General features: G+C 63.4%; 11 protein-coding genes and 1 pseudogene. 3 read left to right on the forward strand and 9 right to left on the reverse strand.

What is annotated here, in order from left to right; all coding sequences use genetic code 11:
* Positions 1-71: 71 nt before the first annotated feature.
* A pseudogene (locus CAG44_RS29245) lies at positions 72-1,160 on the forward strand (methyl-accepting chemotaxis protein); the annotation flags it as partial.
* A 150-nt stretch (positions 1,161-1,310) separates the two neighbouring features.
* Entirely contained in the window at positions 1,311-2,015 is a 705-nt protein-coding gene (locus tag CAG44_RS29250) for a methyl-accepting chemotaxis protein (protein ID WP_371858525.1), read from the forward strand.
* A gap of 134 nt (positions 2,016-2,149) precedes the next feature.
* Here CAG44_RS29250 and CAG44_RS00705 read toward each other — a convergent pair whose 3' ends face one another.
* From CAG44_RS00705 to pip, 7 genes are all read right to left on the reverse strand, one after another.
* Positions 2,150-2,884 (reverse strand): amino acid ABC transporter ATP-binding protein, encoded by a 735-nt coding sequence (locus CAG44_RS00705; protein ID WP_013974550.1) that lies wholly within the window; start codon positions 2,882-2,884, stop codon positions 2,150-2,152.
* Complete coding sequence (locus CAG44_RS00710) at positions 2,877-3,839, reverse strand: amino acid ABC transporter permease (RefSeq protein ID WP_015272097.1); 963 nt, start codon at positions 3,837-3,839, stop codon at positions 2,877-2,879. Before CAG44_RS00710 ends, CAG44_RS00705 begins: the two co-directional genes overlap by 8 nt.
* A gap of 78 nt (positions 3,840-3,917) precedes the next feature.
* Positions 3,918-4,715: a transporter substrate-binding domain-containing protein gene (locus CAG44_RS00715; protein ID WP_024087841.1), complete on the reverse strand. Its 798-nt coding sequence runs from the start codon at positions 4,713-4,715 to the stop codon at positions 3,918-3,920.
* A gap of 253 nt (positions 4,716-4,968) precedes the next feature.
* Positions 4,969-7,542, reverse strand: coding sequence for a glucans biosynthesis glucosyltransferase MdoH (mdoH, locus tag CAG44_RS00720; protein WP_025340923.1), 2,574 nt, complete (start codon positions 7,540-7,542; stop codon positions 4,969-4,971).
* Positions 7,535-9,196 (reverse strand): glucan biosynthesis protein G, encoded by a 1,662-nt coding sequence (locus CAG44_RS00725; RefSeq protein ID WP_085691409.1) that lies wholly within the window; start codon positions 9,194-9,196, stop codon positions 7,535-7,537. The genes mdoH and CAG44_RS00725 overlap by 8 nt, the downstream gene beginning before the upstream one ends.
* A gap of 323 nt (positions 9,197-9,519) precedes the next feature.
* Positions 9,520-9,957, reverse strand: a complete 438-nt coding sequence (dtd, locus tag CAG44_RS00730) for a D-aminoacyl-tRNA deacylase (protein ID WP_025340925.1) — start codon at positions 9,955-9,957, stop codon at positions 9,520-9,522.
* Positions 9,954-10,925, reverse strand: a complete 972-nt coding sequence (pip, locus tag CAG44_RS00735) for a prolyl aminopeptidase (protein ID WP_013974556.1) — start codon at positions 10,923-10,925, stop codon at positions 9,954-9,956. The genes dtd and pip overlap by 4 nt, the downstream gene beginning before the upstream one ends.
* Positions 10,926-11,095: 170 nt before the next feature.
* Between pip and CAG44_RS00740 the strand changes: the two genes are divergently transcribed.
* Entirely contained in the window at positions 11,096-16,621 is a 5,526-nt protein-coding gene (locus CAG44_RS00740; protein ID WP_256575191.1) for a dermonecrotic toxin domain-containing protein, read from the forward strand.
* A gap of 59 nt (positions 16,622-16,680) precedes the next feature.
* On the opposite strand, the gene hutG is transcribed toward CAG44_RS00740, so the two are convergent.
* Positions 16,681-17,484: an N-formylglutamate deformylase gene (hutG, locus tag CAG44_RS00745; protein WP_085691411.1), complete on the reverse strand. Its 804-nt coding sequence runs from the start codon at positions 17,482-17,484 to the stop codon at positions 16,681-16,683.
* A 10-nt stretch (positions 17,485-17,494) separates the two neighbouring features.
* Positions 17,495-18,700, reverse strand: a complete 1,206-nt coding sequence (gene hutI / locus CAG44_RS00750; protein ID WP_085587773.1) for an imidazolonepropionase — start codon at positions 18,698-18,700, stop codon at positions 17,495-17,497.
* Positions 18,701-18,715: the final 15 nt, after the last annotated feature.

The following is an 18,715-nucleotide window of genomic DNA, read 5'->3' on the forward strand; positions in this document are numbered from 1 at the left end:
CTGCCGATTGGCAAAGGTGTGATGCCAGCAATGCGCCTGCATCCTCGCCCCCAATCGCACGGAGATTCCTCATGCTCGGCTACCTCAACCGCAAGCTCGGCAACATCAGTGTCGCAGCCAAGCTCGCCCTCGGCTTTGCCGTAGTCCTGCTGCTTACCCTGGCCACCACCGTCAGTGGCTGGCGTGCACTGGATGACGCCATTGTGCGTTCGCAGCAACTCAGCGAAATCGGCCTGATCAACGACCTGACCAAAGACTTGCGCGCAGAGCGCATCACTTACCGCGTACTCAACGACAACGCCAGCAGAACGCGGATAGCCAACATTCTCGACCAGCTCAACAGCATGCTGAGCACTTTGCAACAACGTAGCAGCGTGGATGAATCCCGGCAGATGCTGACCGAAAAACTGGCGTTGCTGCAGCGCCTGCGCGACGATTTCAGCGAGCTGGAGAATACTGTCGCCAAGCGTATCGCCCTGCGCCAGGCCATGCAGGCCCATGAGCAGAAGCTCACCGAAGTGATCGACGATCTCCAGACCCAGGCCTTGCTGAGGATGCCTGCCGACAGCCAGCAAGGCGGTGTGCTGGGGCTGATGGACACGCTTGGCCGACATGTCGACGGTGCCAACCAGCAGAGCCTGGTGCCGGCCTATACCTTCTCCCCTGTGGAAAGCTTCGCCAAGGTCGGCGACACCTCCCTGGATGCCGCCGCCAGCAGCCTTGCGCAACTGCTCAAAGGCCTTGCTCCACTTGGCTTGCCCCGTGCGCTCACCCAGCAGCCCGGCGAGCAGCTGGCCAAGTACCGCGCCAGCCTGGATGAGTATCGTCGGGCTGCGGTGCGGGTCGAACAGCTGCAAAACAATATGGAGAACATGGGCAACGAGCTGCGCGCGGTAAGCCTGGAACTCGGCAAACGCAAGATCGAGCAGCGCGACAGGGAAGCCCTTGAAGCCCGTTCGCTGCTGACCACTGTAGCCCTGCTGGCGTTGGTGGTAGGCGTCGTGGCCGGCTGGCTGATCACCCTGCAGATCACCCAGCCTTTGCGCCAGACCCTGGCCGTGGCCGGGCGCATCGCCAAGGGCGACCTGAGCCAGGTCGAACCTGTGCAACGCCGCGACGAGATGGGCCAGTTGCAAACCAGCATGCGCGAAATGACCTTGAGCCTGCGCGAGCTGATCGGTGGCATCGACCAGGGCGTCGGCCACCTGTCACAGGCCGCCACACAGCTGGCGGCCAGCAGCGAAGACACCAAGCTGCGCATCAACCAGCAACGCGAGGAAACCGACCAGGTGGCCACGGCCATGAACCAGATGAGCGCCACCGTGCAGGAAGTGGCGCAGAACGCTGAACAGGCCTCGCTGGCGGCGACCAACGCCGACCAGCAGGCACAGATCGGCGACCAGGTGGTGGCCGAAGCTATTGGCCGTATCGAACAGCTGGCCGGGCAGATGGACCATTGCCTGGCGGCCATGCAGCACCTGGCGGGCGAGAGCCAGCGCATTGGCAGCATCCTCGATGTGATCAAGTCAGTGTCCGAGCAGACCAACCTGCTGGCCCTGAACGCGGCGATCGAAGCAGCACGGGCGGGTGAAGCCGGGCGTGGTTTTGCCGTGGTGGCCGATGAAGTGCGCGGTCTGGCCCAGCGCACCTCGACGGCGACCGAGGAAATCGGCCAACTGATCGACAGCCTGCACAACGGCACCGACGAAGTGACCCGCTTGCTGGACAACAGCAAGAACCTGACCGAGCAGAGTGTGGAGCTGAGCCGCAAGGCGGGGCATGCGTTGAGCCAGATCACCGACACGGTGTCCAGCATCCAGGGTATGAACCAGCAGATTGCCACGGCCAGCGAAGAGCAGAGCGTGGTCGCCGAGCAGATCAACCGCAGTGTGCTGAATGTGCGCGATGTGTCGGATCAGACCAGTGCGGCCAGTGAGCAGACGGCGGCGTCGAGTGGGGAGCTGGAGCAACTGGGGCAGCAGTTGCGGGGGATGGTGGGGCGGTTCAGCATTTGAGATTGCGGGGGGCTGCTTTGCAGCCCATTCGCCGGCAAGCCAGCTCCCACAGGGACCGTACAGTTCTCAGTACCTGTGGTACTCCTGTGGGAGCCGGCTTGCCGGCGATTGGGGCGCAAAGCGCCCCCCTTCGGTTAAAGCACCTGACGCAGGAACGCCTGCGCACGCGGGTCTTTCGGCGAGGCGAAGAACGCGGCCGGCGCCGAATCTTCCAGCAGCTTGCCATGATCGAAGAACAGCACCCGGTCCGCCACTTCACGGGCAAAGCCCATTTCGTGGGTAACGCAGACCATGGTCATGCCTTCCTGGGCCAGGGTCTTCATCACGTCCAGCACCTCGCCGACCATTTCCGGGTCAAGCGCCGAGGTTGGCTCGTCGAACAGCATCACTTTCGGGTCCATGGCCAGGGCACGGGCGATCGCCACCCGCTGCTGCTGGCCACCGGACAGGCGCGACGGGTATTCGTTGGCTTTCTGCGCAATGCCCACCTTCTCCAGCAGCGCCCGGGCCTTGGCCTCGCGGTCGGCCTTGTTGCGCTTGCGCACCACCTTCTGTGCCAGGCACAGGTTCTCCAGCACGGTCATGTGCGGGAACAGGTTGAAATGCTGGAACACCATGCCGACTTCGCGGCGGTAGGCGTTGATGTCGGTCTTCGGGTCGGCCAGTTGCAGGCCGTCGATGGCCACATGGCCTTCGTCGAAATGCTCCAGGCCGTTGAGGCAGCGCAGGAAGGTCGACTTGCCCGAACCCGACGGGCCGAGCACCACCACCACTTCGCCCTTGGCGACCTGGGTGGTGACGTTATCCACGGCCCGTACCACGTGGCCACGGGTGTCGAAGACTTTCAGCAGGTCACGGACTTCAATCACTTTGCGCAAGCCTCCGCTCGAGCCGGCTGGCCAGGTGCGACAGCGGCAGGTTGATCAGCAGGTACAGGCCTGCCACGCAGAACCAGATCTCGAAGGTCGAGAACGAGGTGGTAATGGCCTCGCGGCCGCTCTTGGTCAGTTCGGTGATGGCGATCACCGAGACCAGCGAGGTGTCCTTGACCAGGCTGATGAACTGGCCGGCCAAAGGCGGCAGCACGCGCTTGAAGGCCTGCGGCAGGATCACGTGGCGCATCGACTGGCCCGCGTTCAGGCCCAGCGAGCGGGCCGCTTCGTTCTGGCCCTTGGCGATGGACTGCACGCCGGCACGAACGATTTCGGCCACGTAGGCGCCGGTGAACAGCGCCAGTGCAGCCACCCCGGCAAACTCGCGGGACAGGTTGAGCACGGTACCGATGAAGAAGTAGAAGATGAAGATCTGCACCAGCAGCGGTGTACCGCGCACCAGCTCGACATACACCGTCGACAGGTCACGCAGCGTAGGGTTGCTGGACAGGCGGCAGAGGCCGGCGAACAGGCCGATCAACAGGCCCAGGGCACCGGATACCACCGAAATCCAAAGCGTGGTCCACAGGCCCCAGGCCAGCGGGCCAGCCGCCCAGTGGCGGGTGACGCCAATCTGGTCGCCTTCGGAAACATCGTCGCCACGGGCCAGCTGCAGGCTGTCCTTGTCCACATCGAGCACCTGCTCGGCACCGCTCTCGTCTTTCAGCGTGACACGGGCATTGTCGCCAGAGATGACGATGTCCTGCACGGTGCCGTAACCGGCGGCGCGCTGTGCTTCCTCGGCCTTGTAGGCGAAGTACTGCGGTACGCGGTTCCAGCGCCACTCGTAGGAAATCATCGAGGTGGCCATGTACAGGCTGAACGCCAGGCCCACCAGGACCAGGGCAGTCAAACCGTGCCAGGGCCACTGGGCTTTCTTGTGTTTGATCACGTGGGGTACTTCCGTAAATACGAACGCGCAGGGTTTGCCTGCGCGTCGGGGTCATAAAGCCGGCTTGTGGCCTGGGCCTTATTCCATTTCCTTCAGCCAGTCCTTGTTCTTGAACCACTTGTCGTGAATACGATCGTAGGTCCCGTCATGCTTGATCTGGTGCAGGAAGTTGTTGATGAAATTGATGCTGTCGTAGTCGCCTTTCTTCAGGCCGAAGGCCAGCGGCTCGTAGGTGAAGGGTTCTTCGAGGAACAGCAGCTTGCCGGCACCGGCCTTGTCCACTGCCACCACGTTGTACGGCGCGTCGTAGACGAAGGCGTCAGCCTTGCCGTTGACCACGTCCATCACCGCTTCCTGCTCGTTGTCGTAGCCGTGGTACTTGGCCTTGGCGATCAGCTTCTTGGAAACCATTTCGCCGGTGGTGCCGAGCTTGGAGGTGATGCGGTACTTCTCGTTGTTCAGGTCCTTGTACGACTTGATCTCGCCCGCCAGTTCCTTGCGGATCAGCAGGGTCTGGCCAACCACGATGAAGGGTTCGCTGAAGTTCAGGCGCAGGTTGCGTTCCTGGGTCAGGGTCATGCCGCTGCCGATCATGTCGAACTTGTCGGTCAGCAGGGCCGGGATGATGCCGTCATAGGCCGTGGATACCGGCTCGAACTTGACGCCCATGGACTTGGCCATGGCTTTGAGGATATCGACTTCGAAGCCAATGATCTCGCCACGCTTGTTGGTCATCTGGAACGGCATGTAGGTCGGGTCCATGCCCACCCGCAGGGTGCCGCGCTTGACCGCGTCATCGATCGCGCCCGCCTGGGCTGCCGTCACGGCGACCAGGGCGGTGACACCGACCAGCAGTCGCGAAAGGTATTTCTTGATCATCACCAAGTCCCCTAGCAAGAAAAGTAGCGAATCTTATTGTTGGCATGGCCGTGGCGGCCGATGCGTCATATCGGAGAGGGATGCTAACGCATGGCGGCTCGGGGACCTAGAGCCGGGGGGGACTTTGTTGGCCAAAATCGGTGGGAGCCCTGAAAAGCTTCGCGGGCACGCCCGCTCCCACAGGGTACTTCACAGCCTTTGAGGCATGCGCTGTACCTGTGGGAGCGGGCGTGCCCGCGAATAGGCCCGATCAGGCGCCGACGAGTGCCGGTTGGCCTTCATTCTCCGGATGCAGCGGCAACAGCGGCGAATGCGGGTCGTTCTTGATCGATGCACGCCACACGTTGATCCACGCCGCATTGTGCTCGGCCCAGACCTGCTCGTGCAGGCGGGTCAGCGCCACCGGGTCGCTGAGCAGGGCCAGGCGGGTATTGAGGTCCAGCCCTTGCGGCCCGACCTCCATCGCCTTGGCCACGCGCTCGACGCGCAGTGCCTCGATCGGCGCCGCCTGACCATGACGGGCAGTGGCCATGGCGCAGGCCAGGGCGTTCTGCCGCGGGTCGACCACAGCCCGCACGAAGCCGTCATGCAGGGCATGCCAGCGGTTTTCGTGGGTGTACTGGTCGGTGGCCAGCAGCTCCTGCGGGGTAGCGTATTCCTCGGGGATGAGGAACAGCTTCTCGTCCTTGGCCGCCAGGCCCAGTCGGGTGCGGCTGGAGATCACCGAAACCGGGATCGACAGCACCAGAGAACCAACGATCGGCGCCAGCCACCACAGGAAGCTTGGGTTCAGCCAGGCCACCAGCGCCGCCCAGGCAATGCCCAGCAGGGTCTGCGGGCCGTGGCGGCGCACCGCTTCGCTCCACGGCGTGGAGTCGTCGTCACGCTGCGGCGAGTTCCAGGTCGCGGCCCAGCCGAGGAACGCGGCCAGCACGAAGCGGGTGTGGAAGATCATGCGCACCGGTGCCAGCAGCATGGAGAACAGCATCTCCATCAGCATCGACAGGGTGACCTTGATGCGCCCGCCAAACTCGGTCGCGCCCTTGGCCCAGATCAGGATGACGCTGAGCAGCTTGGGCAGGAACAGCAGCACGATGGTGGTGGAGAACAGCGCCACGGCCTTCTCCGGGTGCCACTGCGGCCACAGCGGGTAGAGCTGGTACGGCTCGATGAAGTACTGCGGCTCCATCAGCGTGTTGGTCGCCAGCAGCGCGGTCGACAGCACCAGGAACAGGAACCACAGCGGTGCCGACAGGTACGACATCACCCCGGTGAGGAACACCGCACGGTGCACCGGGTGCATGCCCTTGACCAGGAACAGGCGGAAGTTCATCAGGTTGCCGTGGCACCAGCGGCGGTCGCGCTTGAGCTCGTCGAGCAGGTTCGGCGGCAGTTCTTCGTAGCTGCCCGGCAGGTCGTAGGCAATCCACACGCCCCAGCCGGCACGGCGCATCAGCGCGGCTTCGACGAAGTCGTGGGAGAGGATTGCACCGGCGAACGCACCCTTGCCCGGCAACGGCGCCAGGGCGCAGTGCTCGATGAACGGCTTCATGCGGATGATCGCGTTGTGGCCCCAGTAGTGCGACTCGCCCAGCTGCCAGAAGTGCAGGCCGGCGGTGAACAGCGGGCCGTACACGCGGGTGGCGAACTGCTGCAGGCGCGCATACAGGGTGTCCATGCCCGAGGCCTTCGGCCCGGTCTGGATGATGCCGGCGTCCGGGTTGGCCTCCATCAGGCGCACCAGGCTGCTCAGGCACTCGCCGCTCATGACGCTGTCGGCGTCGAGCACGACCATGTACTTGTATTCGCCGCCCCAACGACGGCAGAAGTCGTCGAGGTTGCCGCTCTTGCGCTTCACCCGGCGCCGACGGCGGCGGTAGAAGATACGGCCGAAGCCTTTGGTTTCGCGGCACACGTCCAGCCAGGCCTGTTGCTCGGCCACGGCGATGTCGGTGTCGTTGGTGTCGCTGAGCACGAAGAAGTCGAAGCGATCGAGGTTGCCGCTGGCGGCCACCGACTCGAACGTTGCGCGCAGGCCGGCGAACACGCGCGGCACGTCTTCGTTGCAGATCGGCATCACCAGCGCGGTACGCGCCTCGGGCGCGATCGGCTCGTTGCCTGCACTGCTACCCGAAATCTTGTACTTGTCACGCCCGGTGAGCAGCTCGAGGAAGCCCATCAGCGCGGTCCAGAAGCCCGCCGATACCCAGCAGAACAGGATGCCGAAGAGAACCAGGATGGACGTCTGCAAGGCATACGGCCAAACCTGTACCACGGTGTCCCACAGCGGCTGGTTGACGACTTCGTCAAAGTCCACGAACGACCAGCCCTGGTACGGCAGGATGCCCTTCATGTACCAGCCGGCAACGATGGTCTGGCCGATCATCAGCGCCAGCAGGATGTAACGGCGGATCGAGCCGACCGTACGCCAGCGGGCTGGCGGCAGCTCGCGCTTGGGCGGCTGCGGGGCGTTGGTGCGGCCGGTCATGCGCCGCCACATGCGGATCAGCACGTTGGTACGCCATGGCTCGGGCACGACCTTGGTGCGCTTGATCGGCGGAGCGATCTTCAGGCACAGGCGGCCGCTGCCGTCGACGCCAAGCATCTCGGCGTCTTCCAGCTCGGCGGCGCTGCCTACGGTCAGGCGCGGGCCCACCGAGGCCTGCACGGCCTCGGCAGAGCTGGCGGCCGGGTTGGCCGCCAGGCGTTGGTGCAGCTCACTGAATGACGTGCAACTGGCGAGTTCCGCCCGTTGCTCGTCGCTCAGTGGTAGGTGGGCCAGGTACTCGCGAAGCGATTCCGGCCTTGCGCTTGAGTTACTCATCGGCAGGCAACTGATAGCTCCAGGTCTCGGTCAGCACCTTCTCGGTGGTGGCCGGGGTCCCGTTGGTGGGCGCCGCATCGGCGGCAGGTTGTTCGGCCTTGGCAGCTTTCTCGGCCTTGGCTTGCTTGGCAGCAGCCTTGTCCTGCTTGGCGTCCTTGGCAGGCTTGGCGGCTTCGACCGGCACGTCACGCACCAGCGCGGCACGCATTTCGGTCGATTTGTTGGCTTCCTTGACCTTCAAACGCAGGGTCAGGCGCCAGCCCTTGGTCTCAGGGTTATAGCGCAGGTTGTTCTCGACCACCTCGGCGTTGTCGCCCACGCTGATCTGGCTGCGCACGGCGGTGTCTTCCGGCAGGGCGGCCAGCGCCGGGCCGGCGAAGTCGACCAGGAAGGCCACGCTGCCGTCTGGCTGGCGGATCAGGTTGGACTGCTTGACGTCGCCGGTGGAACGCAGGGTCTGCTTGACCCAGCCCAGCTCGGAAGCCTGGAACTTCGGCTCGTCGATGGTCCAGTGCAGGCGGTAGGCGTACTCGAATGGCTTGCCTGGCTCAGGCAGCTTCTCCGGGCTCCAGAAGGCCACGATGTTGTCGTTGGTCTCGTCGGCGGTCGGGATTTCGACCAGGTCGACGGTGCCCTTGCCCCAGTCACCCTTCGGCTCGATCCAGGCGCTCGGGCGCTTCTGGTAGTTGTCGTCGAGGTCTTCGTAGTCGCTGAAGGCGCGCTGGCGCTGCATCAGGCCGAAACCACGCGGGTTCTCGACGCTGAAGTTGCTCACGGCCAGGTGTTTCGGGTTGTTCAGCGGGCGCCACAGCCATTCGCCGTTGCCGGCATGGATCGACAGGCCTTCGGAGTCGTGCAGGGCCGGGCGGTAGTTGAGGACCTTGGACGGCTGATTGGGGCCGAACAGGTACATGCTGGTCAGCGGGGCAATGCCCAGGCGGCTGACATGGTCACGCAGGAACACGCGGGACTGCACGTCGACCACGGTGTCGTTGCCTGGACGCAGGATCAGCTTGTAAGCACCGGTGGAGCGTGGCGAGTCCAGCAGGGCGTAGATAACCAGGTGCTTGTCGGCCGGCTTGGGCTTTTCGACCCAGAACTCGGTGAAGCGCGGGAACTCCTCGCCCGACGGCAGTGCGGTGTCGATGGCCAGGCCACGGGCCGACAGGCCGTACACGTGGCCCTTGCCGACCACGCGGAAGTAGCTGGCGCCAAGCAGGGTCATGATCTCGTCCTGCTTGTCGGCCTTGTTGATCGGGTACAACACGCGGAAGCCGGCGTAACCCAGGTTCTTGGTGGTTTCCGGGTCGTGTGGCACGTCACCGAACTCGAAACGGCTCGGGTCGTACTTGATTTCCTCGACCTTGGTGGCGGTGACCTGGTTGATCTTCACCGGGGTGTCGAAGTGCATGCCCTGGTGATAGAACGACAGTTTGAACGAGGTCTTGTCCTTGGCCCACTCGGCCTTTTCCTGCAGGAAATGAATCTTCTGGTAGTCCGCGAACTTCATGTCGCGGAATACGGCCGGCAGGTTGCTTTTCGGTGCTTCGTACTTCTGGCCGGCCAGATCCTTTGCCTTGGCTGCAACATCGTCAAGATTGAATGCCCACAGCTGGCCCGCGCTCATCAGGCCGACCACTGCCACACTGGCCATCAGGGCCTTGCGCAGCCCGGTACCGGGGATTCTTGATGCTTTTTGGGGACTAACAATCACGAGCAACCCTCGCCGAAAACAGATCATGAAACCAACGGCCAGCGACAAATGCCGGGTTGGCGAGCACTGTTCGGACCCCGTGAGGGCGTAATGATTCCCCAAACGGATCCAGACAATGCTCGAGTCAGAGTGAAACGAACCTGCGAACGCAGGTCCATGCAGCGCGCGATTATCCAGCAGGTCGCGTGACAACGCATCAGGCTGGAACAACTATTTATCGTACAAAACCCCTTGTTTTCCTGTGAACAAGGGGTTTTTTACACTCACATTTGTAACATAAATGTTACGGGGCCATCATTGACCAGGTGCACCTGCATGTCTGCGCCGAATTGCCCGCTTGCCACATCGGCGTGCCGGGCCTTCGCCTGCTGCAAAAGATAGTCGAACAACTCGGCGCCGAGGGCCGGTGGCGCTGCCGTCGAGAAGCTCGGGCGCATGCCGTTGCGGGTGTCTGCCGCCAGGGTGAACTGCGACACCAGCAACAAACCTCCCCCCACATCCTTGAGCGACAGGTTCATCTTGCCCTGCTCGTCGCTGAACACCCGGTAGTTCAACAGCTTGTGCAACAATTTGTCGGCCTGCTCGCGGGAATCTTCAGGCTCGACGGCCACCAGCACCAGCAAACCCTGGTCGATGGCACCTACCACCTCCCCCGCTACTTCCACCCGCGCACCACGCACGCGCTGCAGCAGGCCCCTCATGCTTCTTCCAGGGGCAGGTCGAGCAGGCGCCGGGCCATCTGGTCGGCGGCACGCACCAGGGCATCGGTGATGCCCGGCTCGGAAGCCGCGTGGCCAGCGTCACGGATCACCTTCAGTTCGCTGTTCGGCCAGGCCTGGTGCAGCGCCCAGGCGTTGTCCAGCGGGCAGATCACATCATAGCGGCCATGCACGATCACGGCCGGCAGGTGGGCGATCTTCGGCAGATCGCGGATCAGCTGGTCCGGCTCGAGGAAGGCGTTGTTCATGAAGTAGTGGCATTCGATACGGGCGATCGACAGTGCACGCTGCGGCTCGGAGAAGCGGTCGACCACCAGCGGGTTGGGACGCAGGGTGGCGGTACGGCCTTCCCAAGTAGACCAGGCCTTGGCCGCGTGCATCTGGGCGATCTGGTCGTTGCCGGTCAGGCGCTTGTGGAAGGCCGTGACCAGGTCACCGCGCTCCTCCGGCGGGATTGGCGCGATGTAGTCCTGCCAGTAATCGGGGAACAGGCGGCTGGCGCCTTCCTGGTAGAACCATTGGATTTCCTGGGGCCTGCACAGGAAGATGCCGCGCAGGATCAGGCCATGCACCCGCTCGGGGTGGGTCTGGGCGTAGGCCAGGGCCAGGGTGGAGCCCCACGAGCCGCCGAACAGCACCCACTTGTCGATGCCAAGGTGCTCGCGGATGCGCTCGAGGTCCTCGACCAGGTGCCAGGTGGTGTTGTTCTCCAGGCTTGCGTGCGGCGTGGAGCGGCCACAGCCGCGTTGGTCGAAGGTGATGATGCGGTACAGGGTCGGGTCGAAGTAGCAGCGGCTCTGGGCGTCGCATCCGGCGCCCGGGCCGCCGTGGATGAATACCACCGGCAGACCTTCTGGCGAGCCGCTTTCGTCGACATACAGCACATGCGGCGCTTCCACGGCCAGATCGTGCCGGGCGTAGGGTTTGATCTGCGGGTACAGGGTCTGCATTGCGCACTCCGTGTGAGGATTATTCGGCCGTGGGCCATCATAAACCTGAATTGCGCTTTGAGCACTGCCCGCGCTGATGCCGCCGCACCTCAAGGGCACATATATCTACCTCCAGCAGTTCAGGCAGGCCCGCGATAGTCCCTCGCCCCAAATCAAGCAAGGGCCTCGCCATGCCAACTGCAGTCACTGCCGTGCCTAGTGTTCATTACGCCACCATCGAGCGCAGAATCCCCACCTGGCTCAAGCAGGCTCCCCCAGAAACCCGACGTGCGTTGCGCAACTGGCATCAGCCCCCTGCCTGGCTGGTGACGGCACTCCAGCAACAACCGGAGGTCGCCAAGGCATGGCAGGAAGAGCACGCACGCCACCGCGAGCACCAGGTGCAGGTGCACAAGCTGTTCGAACAGCTTCCAACCCTGGAAACCTACGCCACCAAGGCACTCACCGATGCCATCAAGCAGCGATTCAGGCTTGACCTGGATGTGCGCAACACCTACCTCGTCGATGCCCGCCCGATCGAAACGACCGACGCCATCGACAGCCGCCAGGCCGTAGACCGGGCTACACGCTCGCTGCTGCACTGCGCCTTGCACAACTTCGACCAGGCCGCCGCTGCCGAACACGGCATGGACGCGCCCGCCTCCCTGCTCAAGAGGTCGGTCATCGTCGATCACCGGCGCTTCATGGGCACCGTGCCGATCACCAATGCACTGGGTATCACCGCCGAAGACTTCGCCGACTTGTGTCGCACGCTGGATATCGGCGGCAAGTATCACGAACAGGTACATGCCATCTACTACCCGGCGGCCACGCCGTCACTCGGCGCCGATGAAGCCGCACTGGCCGTTTATGAAACCCTGGGGCGTGCCGAGGTCTCGGCATTCCGGCAATCCCTGCATTTCGCCCGCCTCAAGGGTGATATCAGCGAAACGCTATATTCCGCCGCTCTCGCCACACCACTTGACCGGGCGCCAGCGCCCTCTTCGCCGGTGACATTCAGCTTGCTCGAGTTGTGGGAAGCCGAGCTGACCGGCGTTGTGCTCATTACCCTGCAAGCTGAAGGGCATCAGGCCGTGGCGCTGTACATCCCTGAAGACAGCACCACGCCCCTCAAGGAGTTCACCAGCCAGCAAGCCATGCACGACGAATTGCGCGACAGGCTCCAGGCCGATATCGGCTACCTGGACAAGCACCTCGCCGACCGCGACAAGGCGCCGATAACCACCCGCCTGAAGGACCGGCTCATGCCCCTCGCCTGGAGTGCCCGCGGCTTGCATGAACGTGTTCCGGACCCGCACGCCACCCTGTATCCGGTCATGAAGCCTTTCAGCCACGCCTTCCAAGGCGTGATGGCTTTCCAGAAGGCCCAGCGTCATGAAAAGGATGTGCTGTTCCACGCCACTCCCACCGAAATCGTCGACCGGCGCACCACGCAAGCCCATCGGGAACTGATCGCCGGCCGTGTGCTTACGGCCTTGAACATCGCCGGCTTCTTCGTGCCGGGGCTTGGCGAGGCAATGCTTGCCGTTTGCCTGGCCCTGCTGGCCCATGAGGTGTATGAAGGGATCGACGCCTGGGAAAACGACGAGCGTGATACTGCCTATGGCTATCTGGTCGATGTGATCGAAAACGTGGCCGTCATGGCCGCCCTCAGCGCAGCAGCCAAAGCATTGAGAGGCTCGCAGGGCAGCGAAACCGGCATGGCTTCGGAAGGGCCGGAGATAGAAGAGCCAGAGGATGAGGGGCCAGGGATAACCCGTATTCCTGTAGAAACGCCTTCATTTATCGAAGAACTGGAAGACGTGGAAACATCCGATGGTCAGATGAGGCTGTGGAAACCCGACCTCACACCCTACCAGAGCGTCGAGACACTGCCCCATGACCTGGTACCGGACGAACTGGGCCTACGGCATCACCAAGGCAAACGCTGGCTGGTACTGCAGGGCAATCAGTACATCGTCAGCCAAACGCCAACGACTGGTGAATATCGTTTGCAACACCCTGCAAGTCCTCGCCGTTACCAGCCGCCAGTGCGGCACAACGGTGCCGGAGCATGGCTGCACGTTACCGATAAGCCACTGAGTTGGTCGGGCATGACACTCCTGCGCCGCATCGGCCACTTGAGTGGGCACTTTGACGAACCGACGCTGCAACGGATTATCGCCGTCAGCGGCGTACACGAAGACGAGCTGCGCCGGGCCCTGGCCGAAAGCCAGCGGCTGCCGGCCTTGCTGGAGGACACCCTGCAACGCTTCAAGCTGGACGAAACGGTCTGCCAGCTGGCAGACGAGAGCACTCGGCCCGCTGAGTTTGCCAGGGCCTACGCCGGCCTTTCGCGCGACCTGGCGCCGGGCGCCGAGGCCATCCAGAGGGCGTATCCGAAATTGCCATCGGCAGTCGCCAATGAGCTGGCGCGCGAGGCCAGTGCCAACGAACTGCAGATACTCGACAACGGCAAGGTACCACTGCGCCTTGCCGAAGAGGCCCGCATCTACCAGCAACAAATTCGCCTTGCCCGCGCCTGCGAAGGGATGTACCTGTCCAGCGTGCCGAACTGGGATAGCGACCTGTTGATCATGCATACGCTCGAACGCTTGCCAGGCTGGCCTGCACAGACCAGGCTCCGGCTGCTCCAGCGCATGTCCTGGCCGACCCAGGATCATGCCATAGGCACCCCGGGCACTCGCCCATACACGACCATTACCCATGCTTCGGCAGGGTACATCGTCCACGACGAAAGCCTGCCCAGTGCGGCGGTCAAGGTGTACCCAAGCCTTTACGCTGCATTGTACGAGGCACTGCCCGCGGCGATGGCGGGCATGGACGTCACCGATCAGCAAGCGCTGCAGCGCCTTGTACAGGAAAGCCCGTTACTACCCCGCCCAGCCCTGAGGGTGCTGCTGGGCATGCAGCCCGTACGCCCCGGCTACCGTTCTCCCATGCGCCTGGCCGATGGCCGCCTGGGCTACCCACTCAGTGGCGGCGGCCCGGCCACCCACGGCATCACCCGTCAGCGCCTGCTCGAAGCTATCGAAGCCACAGGGCTCGCCACACGCACCGGCCGCTCGGCAGATCAGATTCTGCTGGCACTTGCCAGCCGCGGCCGTACACAGCTGCAGATATTCGAGCATTTGCAGACGCTGGTGGAGCAACGCAACGAGCTGCAAAGCAGCCTGGACGATTGGAGCGAAGCCATTTCGCCGGCAAGCGACCAGGCAGCACAGGACTACGACAGCCTGCGTGACTCGATCATGCAACATTGGTACGACACTGCGCTGGACGAGAGCACCGGGCCCACCACAGAACTGCGTATCGCCCGCGTCCCCCTTGCCGACGTGCCCCTCACCTTGCCCGCTTTTTTCAACGCACGCGTGCGCAGCCTGAGCCTGATCGACTTACCGTCAGGGTCCTTGGCGGGCTGGGCGCAAAACGAGCGCCTGCTGCAACGCCTGCTCAGGCAGATGCCGCAGATCGAGTCGCTTGAAATCAGCCGTCCGTTTGACCCCAGGGCAACGCCCTCGCCCTTCCTGTTCAGCGTGCCCACCATCACCGAGTGCCTGCCAGGGTTGCAACGATTGGTGCTCACCAACCAGAACATGACGCTTTCCGAAAGCGACCTGAACCTGCTGTCAGGGCTTCGCCAATTGAGATACCTGGACCTGAGTGGTAACCGGCTGGCGCAGAGCAACAGGCCAAGCTTCCATGAATTGACCCTGGATTACCTGGGCCTGGACCAGATGCAATTGGCCCAATGGCCGATCGGGATTGGCAGCGACGCCCTGGCGCGCATTGCCCACCTGTCATTGCGCCACAACAATCTCAGGTCGTTGCCCACGTTCCTGCTTCATGAAGCGGACATGCTGACCACCCCACCGGTGATCTCGCTGGAAGGCAACAGCATCAATGAATCCCACCTGCAGCGCTTGTTGCTGAACGAGCACGTCGACACCTCGGGTATCACCACGGACCAGCCAGCCTCACTTTCCGAACAGCTAGCACGCATTCGCGATGAGCGACGACAGATGCGCGATGCGATCGATGGCTGGGCCCAGGCATCCAGTTCGAGCAACCCATTGACCCAGGCCGCACTGGCGGACAGGCAACGTATCGCGTCAGCGATCGATCAATTCTGGGAACAGCAGGAGCAGGGCCAGTCATACCTGCGCCTGCAACTCGAGGACGTGGCCATCGAGCATTTCCCCAGGCGGCTTCCAGCGTTCTTCGGCGCCCGCGTACGTGCACTCAGCCTGACGCGGTTGCGAGGCAGCACCTCACAGCTCGATGAACTACTCAGCCGGTTCCCTAACATCAGCCGACTGACCATCGATGAACACCAGGCCGCCATGCCCTCGCTGGCATCCGCCCTGGCCCGCCTTCCCCAGCTCACCTACCTGGAGTTTCGCAACATGGGGCTGGAGGTCGACCAGGCCATGATGGACATTTTCGCAGGGCTGCGAAACCTGACCTCGCTGGACCTGTCGGGCAACCGTGCAGGCAACATCGACCATGTGCCCGCATCGCTGGCCGGCAACCTGCAGTCAATCGCATTGACCAACATGAACCTGCAAGCCTGGCCCAGCTGGTGTGACAGTTTGCTGCCACTGGAACTTCTGGACCTGAGCTCGAACAACATCACCCAGTTGCCCGAGCACATCCTGACGAACCTGAACAATTCCATGCCAATCTCGTCGATCGCCTTGTTCGACAACCCACTGCCTCTTGAAACCATCCTGCGGGTACGCACCTTCTCGGACAGCCAGCACAGCTATTCCTTTGCCCTGGATATCCCCGACGACCTGATGTTCTTCGATTCTTCCAGCGAAGGATCTCTCGACCACCCTCACTTCCCACTGCTGGGCGATGATACGCCCAGGCTGGAGGACTGGCTGCTGGGTAGCGAAGCACAGAATGCCGCATTGCAGGACTGCTGGGAGCGGCTCGAAGGCAGTGATCTGTTGCGTCTGGCGGGCCGTTTGCACAATGCCGCCCCATACGTTGACCCGAATACGCGTGCCACCTTCTGCGAACGGGTGCGCTTGATGCTGGTGGTGGCTGCAAGCAACGAAACCGAACGCCCGATCATGGAGAGCATCGCCGCAGCGGCATTGCCAGACCCGGTAACCGGCTCGCAGACCTGCCATGACGGAGCGCTGCAGGAGTTCAACAATATTGAACTGTACCTGATGAGCCAACGCCTGTTGGTCGACGCCGGCGATTCCCTGCAAGCACTGCGTCGTCGCCTGTTGCAGCTTTTCCGGATCGAACAGCTGGAGCTGCTGGCCAACCAACGGACTGGTTCGGGTGACCTGGTCTCGGTACGCCTGGCCTACCGCCGGGAACTGGCCAGGGAACTGGACCTGCCGATCGCCGACAGCATGCGTTTTCGAGGTGCTGCGAACCTGGCGCGCGATGAGCTATCCAGTGTGCTGGAAAAGGTCCGGAAAAGTGAACTGAGCGATGCACTGGTCGACTACATGCTGGCGAATACGGACTGGACCACGCGCCTGCGCGCCGAGTGTGCCGACCGCTTCGCCGAAATAGACGCACGTTTCCGCCTGCGGGTGCTCGAGCTGGCCAGCAAGGACCACTCGCTTCAGGACGAGTTGAACTTGCAGCAAGGCCTGCAAGATGACAAGGATCAGGAGGAGAAGGAGCTACTGCGCGAACTTACCATCAAGCAGATCAACAACAACTGACCCGTAGTGACTGGCGACGCGCATGGCCTGCATCGCGTCGCCATTCTTACTGGCGAACTTCACCGCCCGTAATGTGCCTTGCCCCAGTCCAGCACTGCCTGCAGAAGCTGCTTCAACACCTCCTGTGTCGGCCGTGCCAGGTCTTCGCGGTAATCGAACGGCTCGGTCTCTTCCATATAGGTGCTCTGCGCCAGCTCCAGCTGCACCGCATGGATGTAATTGGCCGGATCGCCGTAATGCCGGGTGATATGCCCGCCCTTGAAACGGCCATTGAGCACATGGCTGTAGCCTTGGGCCTGGGCGCACACCTCTTTCAGCCGTTCGGCCAGAGCCGGGTCGCAGCTGGCGCCGTTGAAAGTACCCAGGTTGAAGTCCGGCAGCTTGCCGTCGAACAGGTGCGGGATCAGCGAACGGATCGAATGGGCGTCCCACAGCAGGGCGTAGCCGAACTGCTCGCGCAGCCGCGCCAGCTCGCGACGAATCGTGTCGTGGTAGGGGCGCCAGATCTGCTCCAGATACTGCTTGCGCTCCTCGCCTGTCGGCACCAACCCGTCCTTGAACAATGGCTCGCCATCGAACAGCGTGGCCGGGTACAGGCCGGTGGTGGCACCAACGTACAGTGGCTTGTCGTCATCCGGCCGGTTCAGGTCGATGACGAAGCGGGAATACTCCGCCGCCACCACGCTGGCGCCCATGTCACGGGCAAAGTCATACAACCGTGGAATATGCCAGTCGGTGTCCGGCAGGCTGCGCGCCTGGTCGACCAAGCCGTCTCGTACCGCCGGCGACAGTTGCAGGCCGGCATGGGGCATGCTGATCAGCAGCGGCAGGCGCCCCTGGTGAAAACTCAGTACCTTGTCCATCGTGCCTCACTCAGTTGGAAATCTCGTGGCCCTTGCGCACCACGCGCTTGGGCAGGTCGCCGCCCAGCCAGTAGGCCAGGTCGGCGGGGCGTTCGATCTGCCAGGCGACGAAGTCGGCGACCTTGCCCACTTCCAGCGAGCCGTGGCTGTCGCCCAGGCCCAGCGCCGTGGCAGCGTGCACGGTGACACCGGCCAGGGCTTCTTCCGGGGTCATGCGGAAGCAGGTGCAGCCCATGTTCAGCATCAGCCGCAGCGACAACCCTGGCGAGGTGCCGGGGTTGAGGTCGCTGGCCAGGGCAATCTTCACGCCGTGGCGGCGCAAGGCGTCCATCGGCGGCAGCTGGGTTTCGCGCAGGAAGTAGAACGCGCCCGGCAGCAGCACGGCGACCGTGCCGGCTTTTGCCATGGCAATGGCGTCTTCCTCGGTCATGAATTCCAGATGGTCAGCCGAAAGCGCCTGGTAGCGCGCCGCCAGGCTGGAGCCGTGCAGCGACGACAACTGTTCGGCGTGCAGCTTGACCGGCAGACCCAGCTCGCGCGCCTTGATGAACAGCCGCTCGACCTGGGCCGGGGAGAACGCCAGGTGTTCGCAGAAGGCATCCACTGCGTCCACCAGGCCTTCGGCGGCCAGGGCCGGCAGCATTTCGTCGCAGATGTGCGCGATGTAGTCGTCAGCCCGGCCGACGTATTCCGGCGGCAAGGCATGGGCTGCAAGGCAGGTGGCGCGCACCGCCAGCGGCAACTCGTCGGCCAGGCGCCGGGCTACACGCAGCATCTTGCGCTCGTTGGCCAGGTCCAGGCCGTAGCCGGACTTGATCTCGATGGTGGTCACGCCATCGCGCATCAGCGCCTGGACCCGCTGGCGAGCACTGGCGAACAGCTCGTCCTCGCTGGCCGCACGGGTAGCCCGCACGGTGCTGGCGATACCACCGCCCTGTGCGGCGATTTCGGCATAGCTTACGCCCTGCAGGCGCTGCTCGAACTCACCGCTGCGGTTGCCACCGAACACCGCGTGGGTGTGGCAGTCGATCAGCCCCGGGGTGACCCAGGCGCCGCCCAGGTCCACCGTACGCTCGGCATCGACCGACGCCAGCTCGACGCGTGGGCCGATCCACTCGATCAGCCCGGCGTCGGTGACGATGGCCGCGTCCTCGATGGCCGAGTAACGGCCCTCGGCCATGGTTGCCACATGGCAGTGCTGCCAGACGGTTCTCATACATTGACTCCTGTA

The organism is Pseudomonas sp. B13(2017) (assembly GCF_002113245.1).
Lineage (GTDB): Bacteria > Pseudomonadota > Gammaproteobacteria > Pseudomonadales > Pseudomonadaceae > Aquipseudomonas > Aquipseudomonas putida_Z.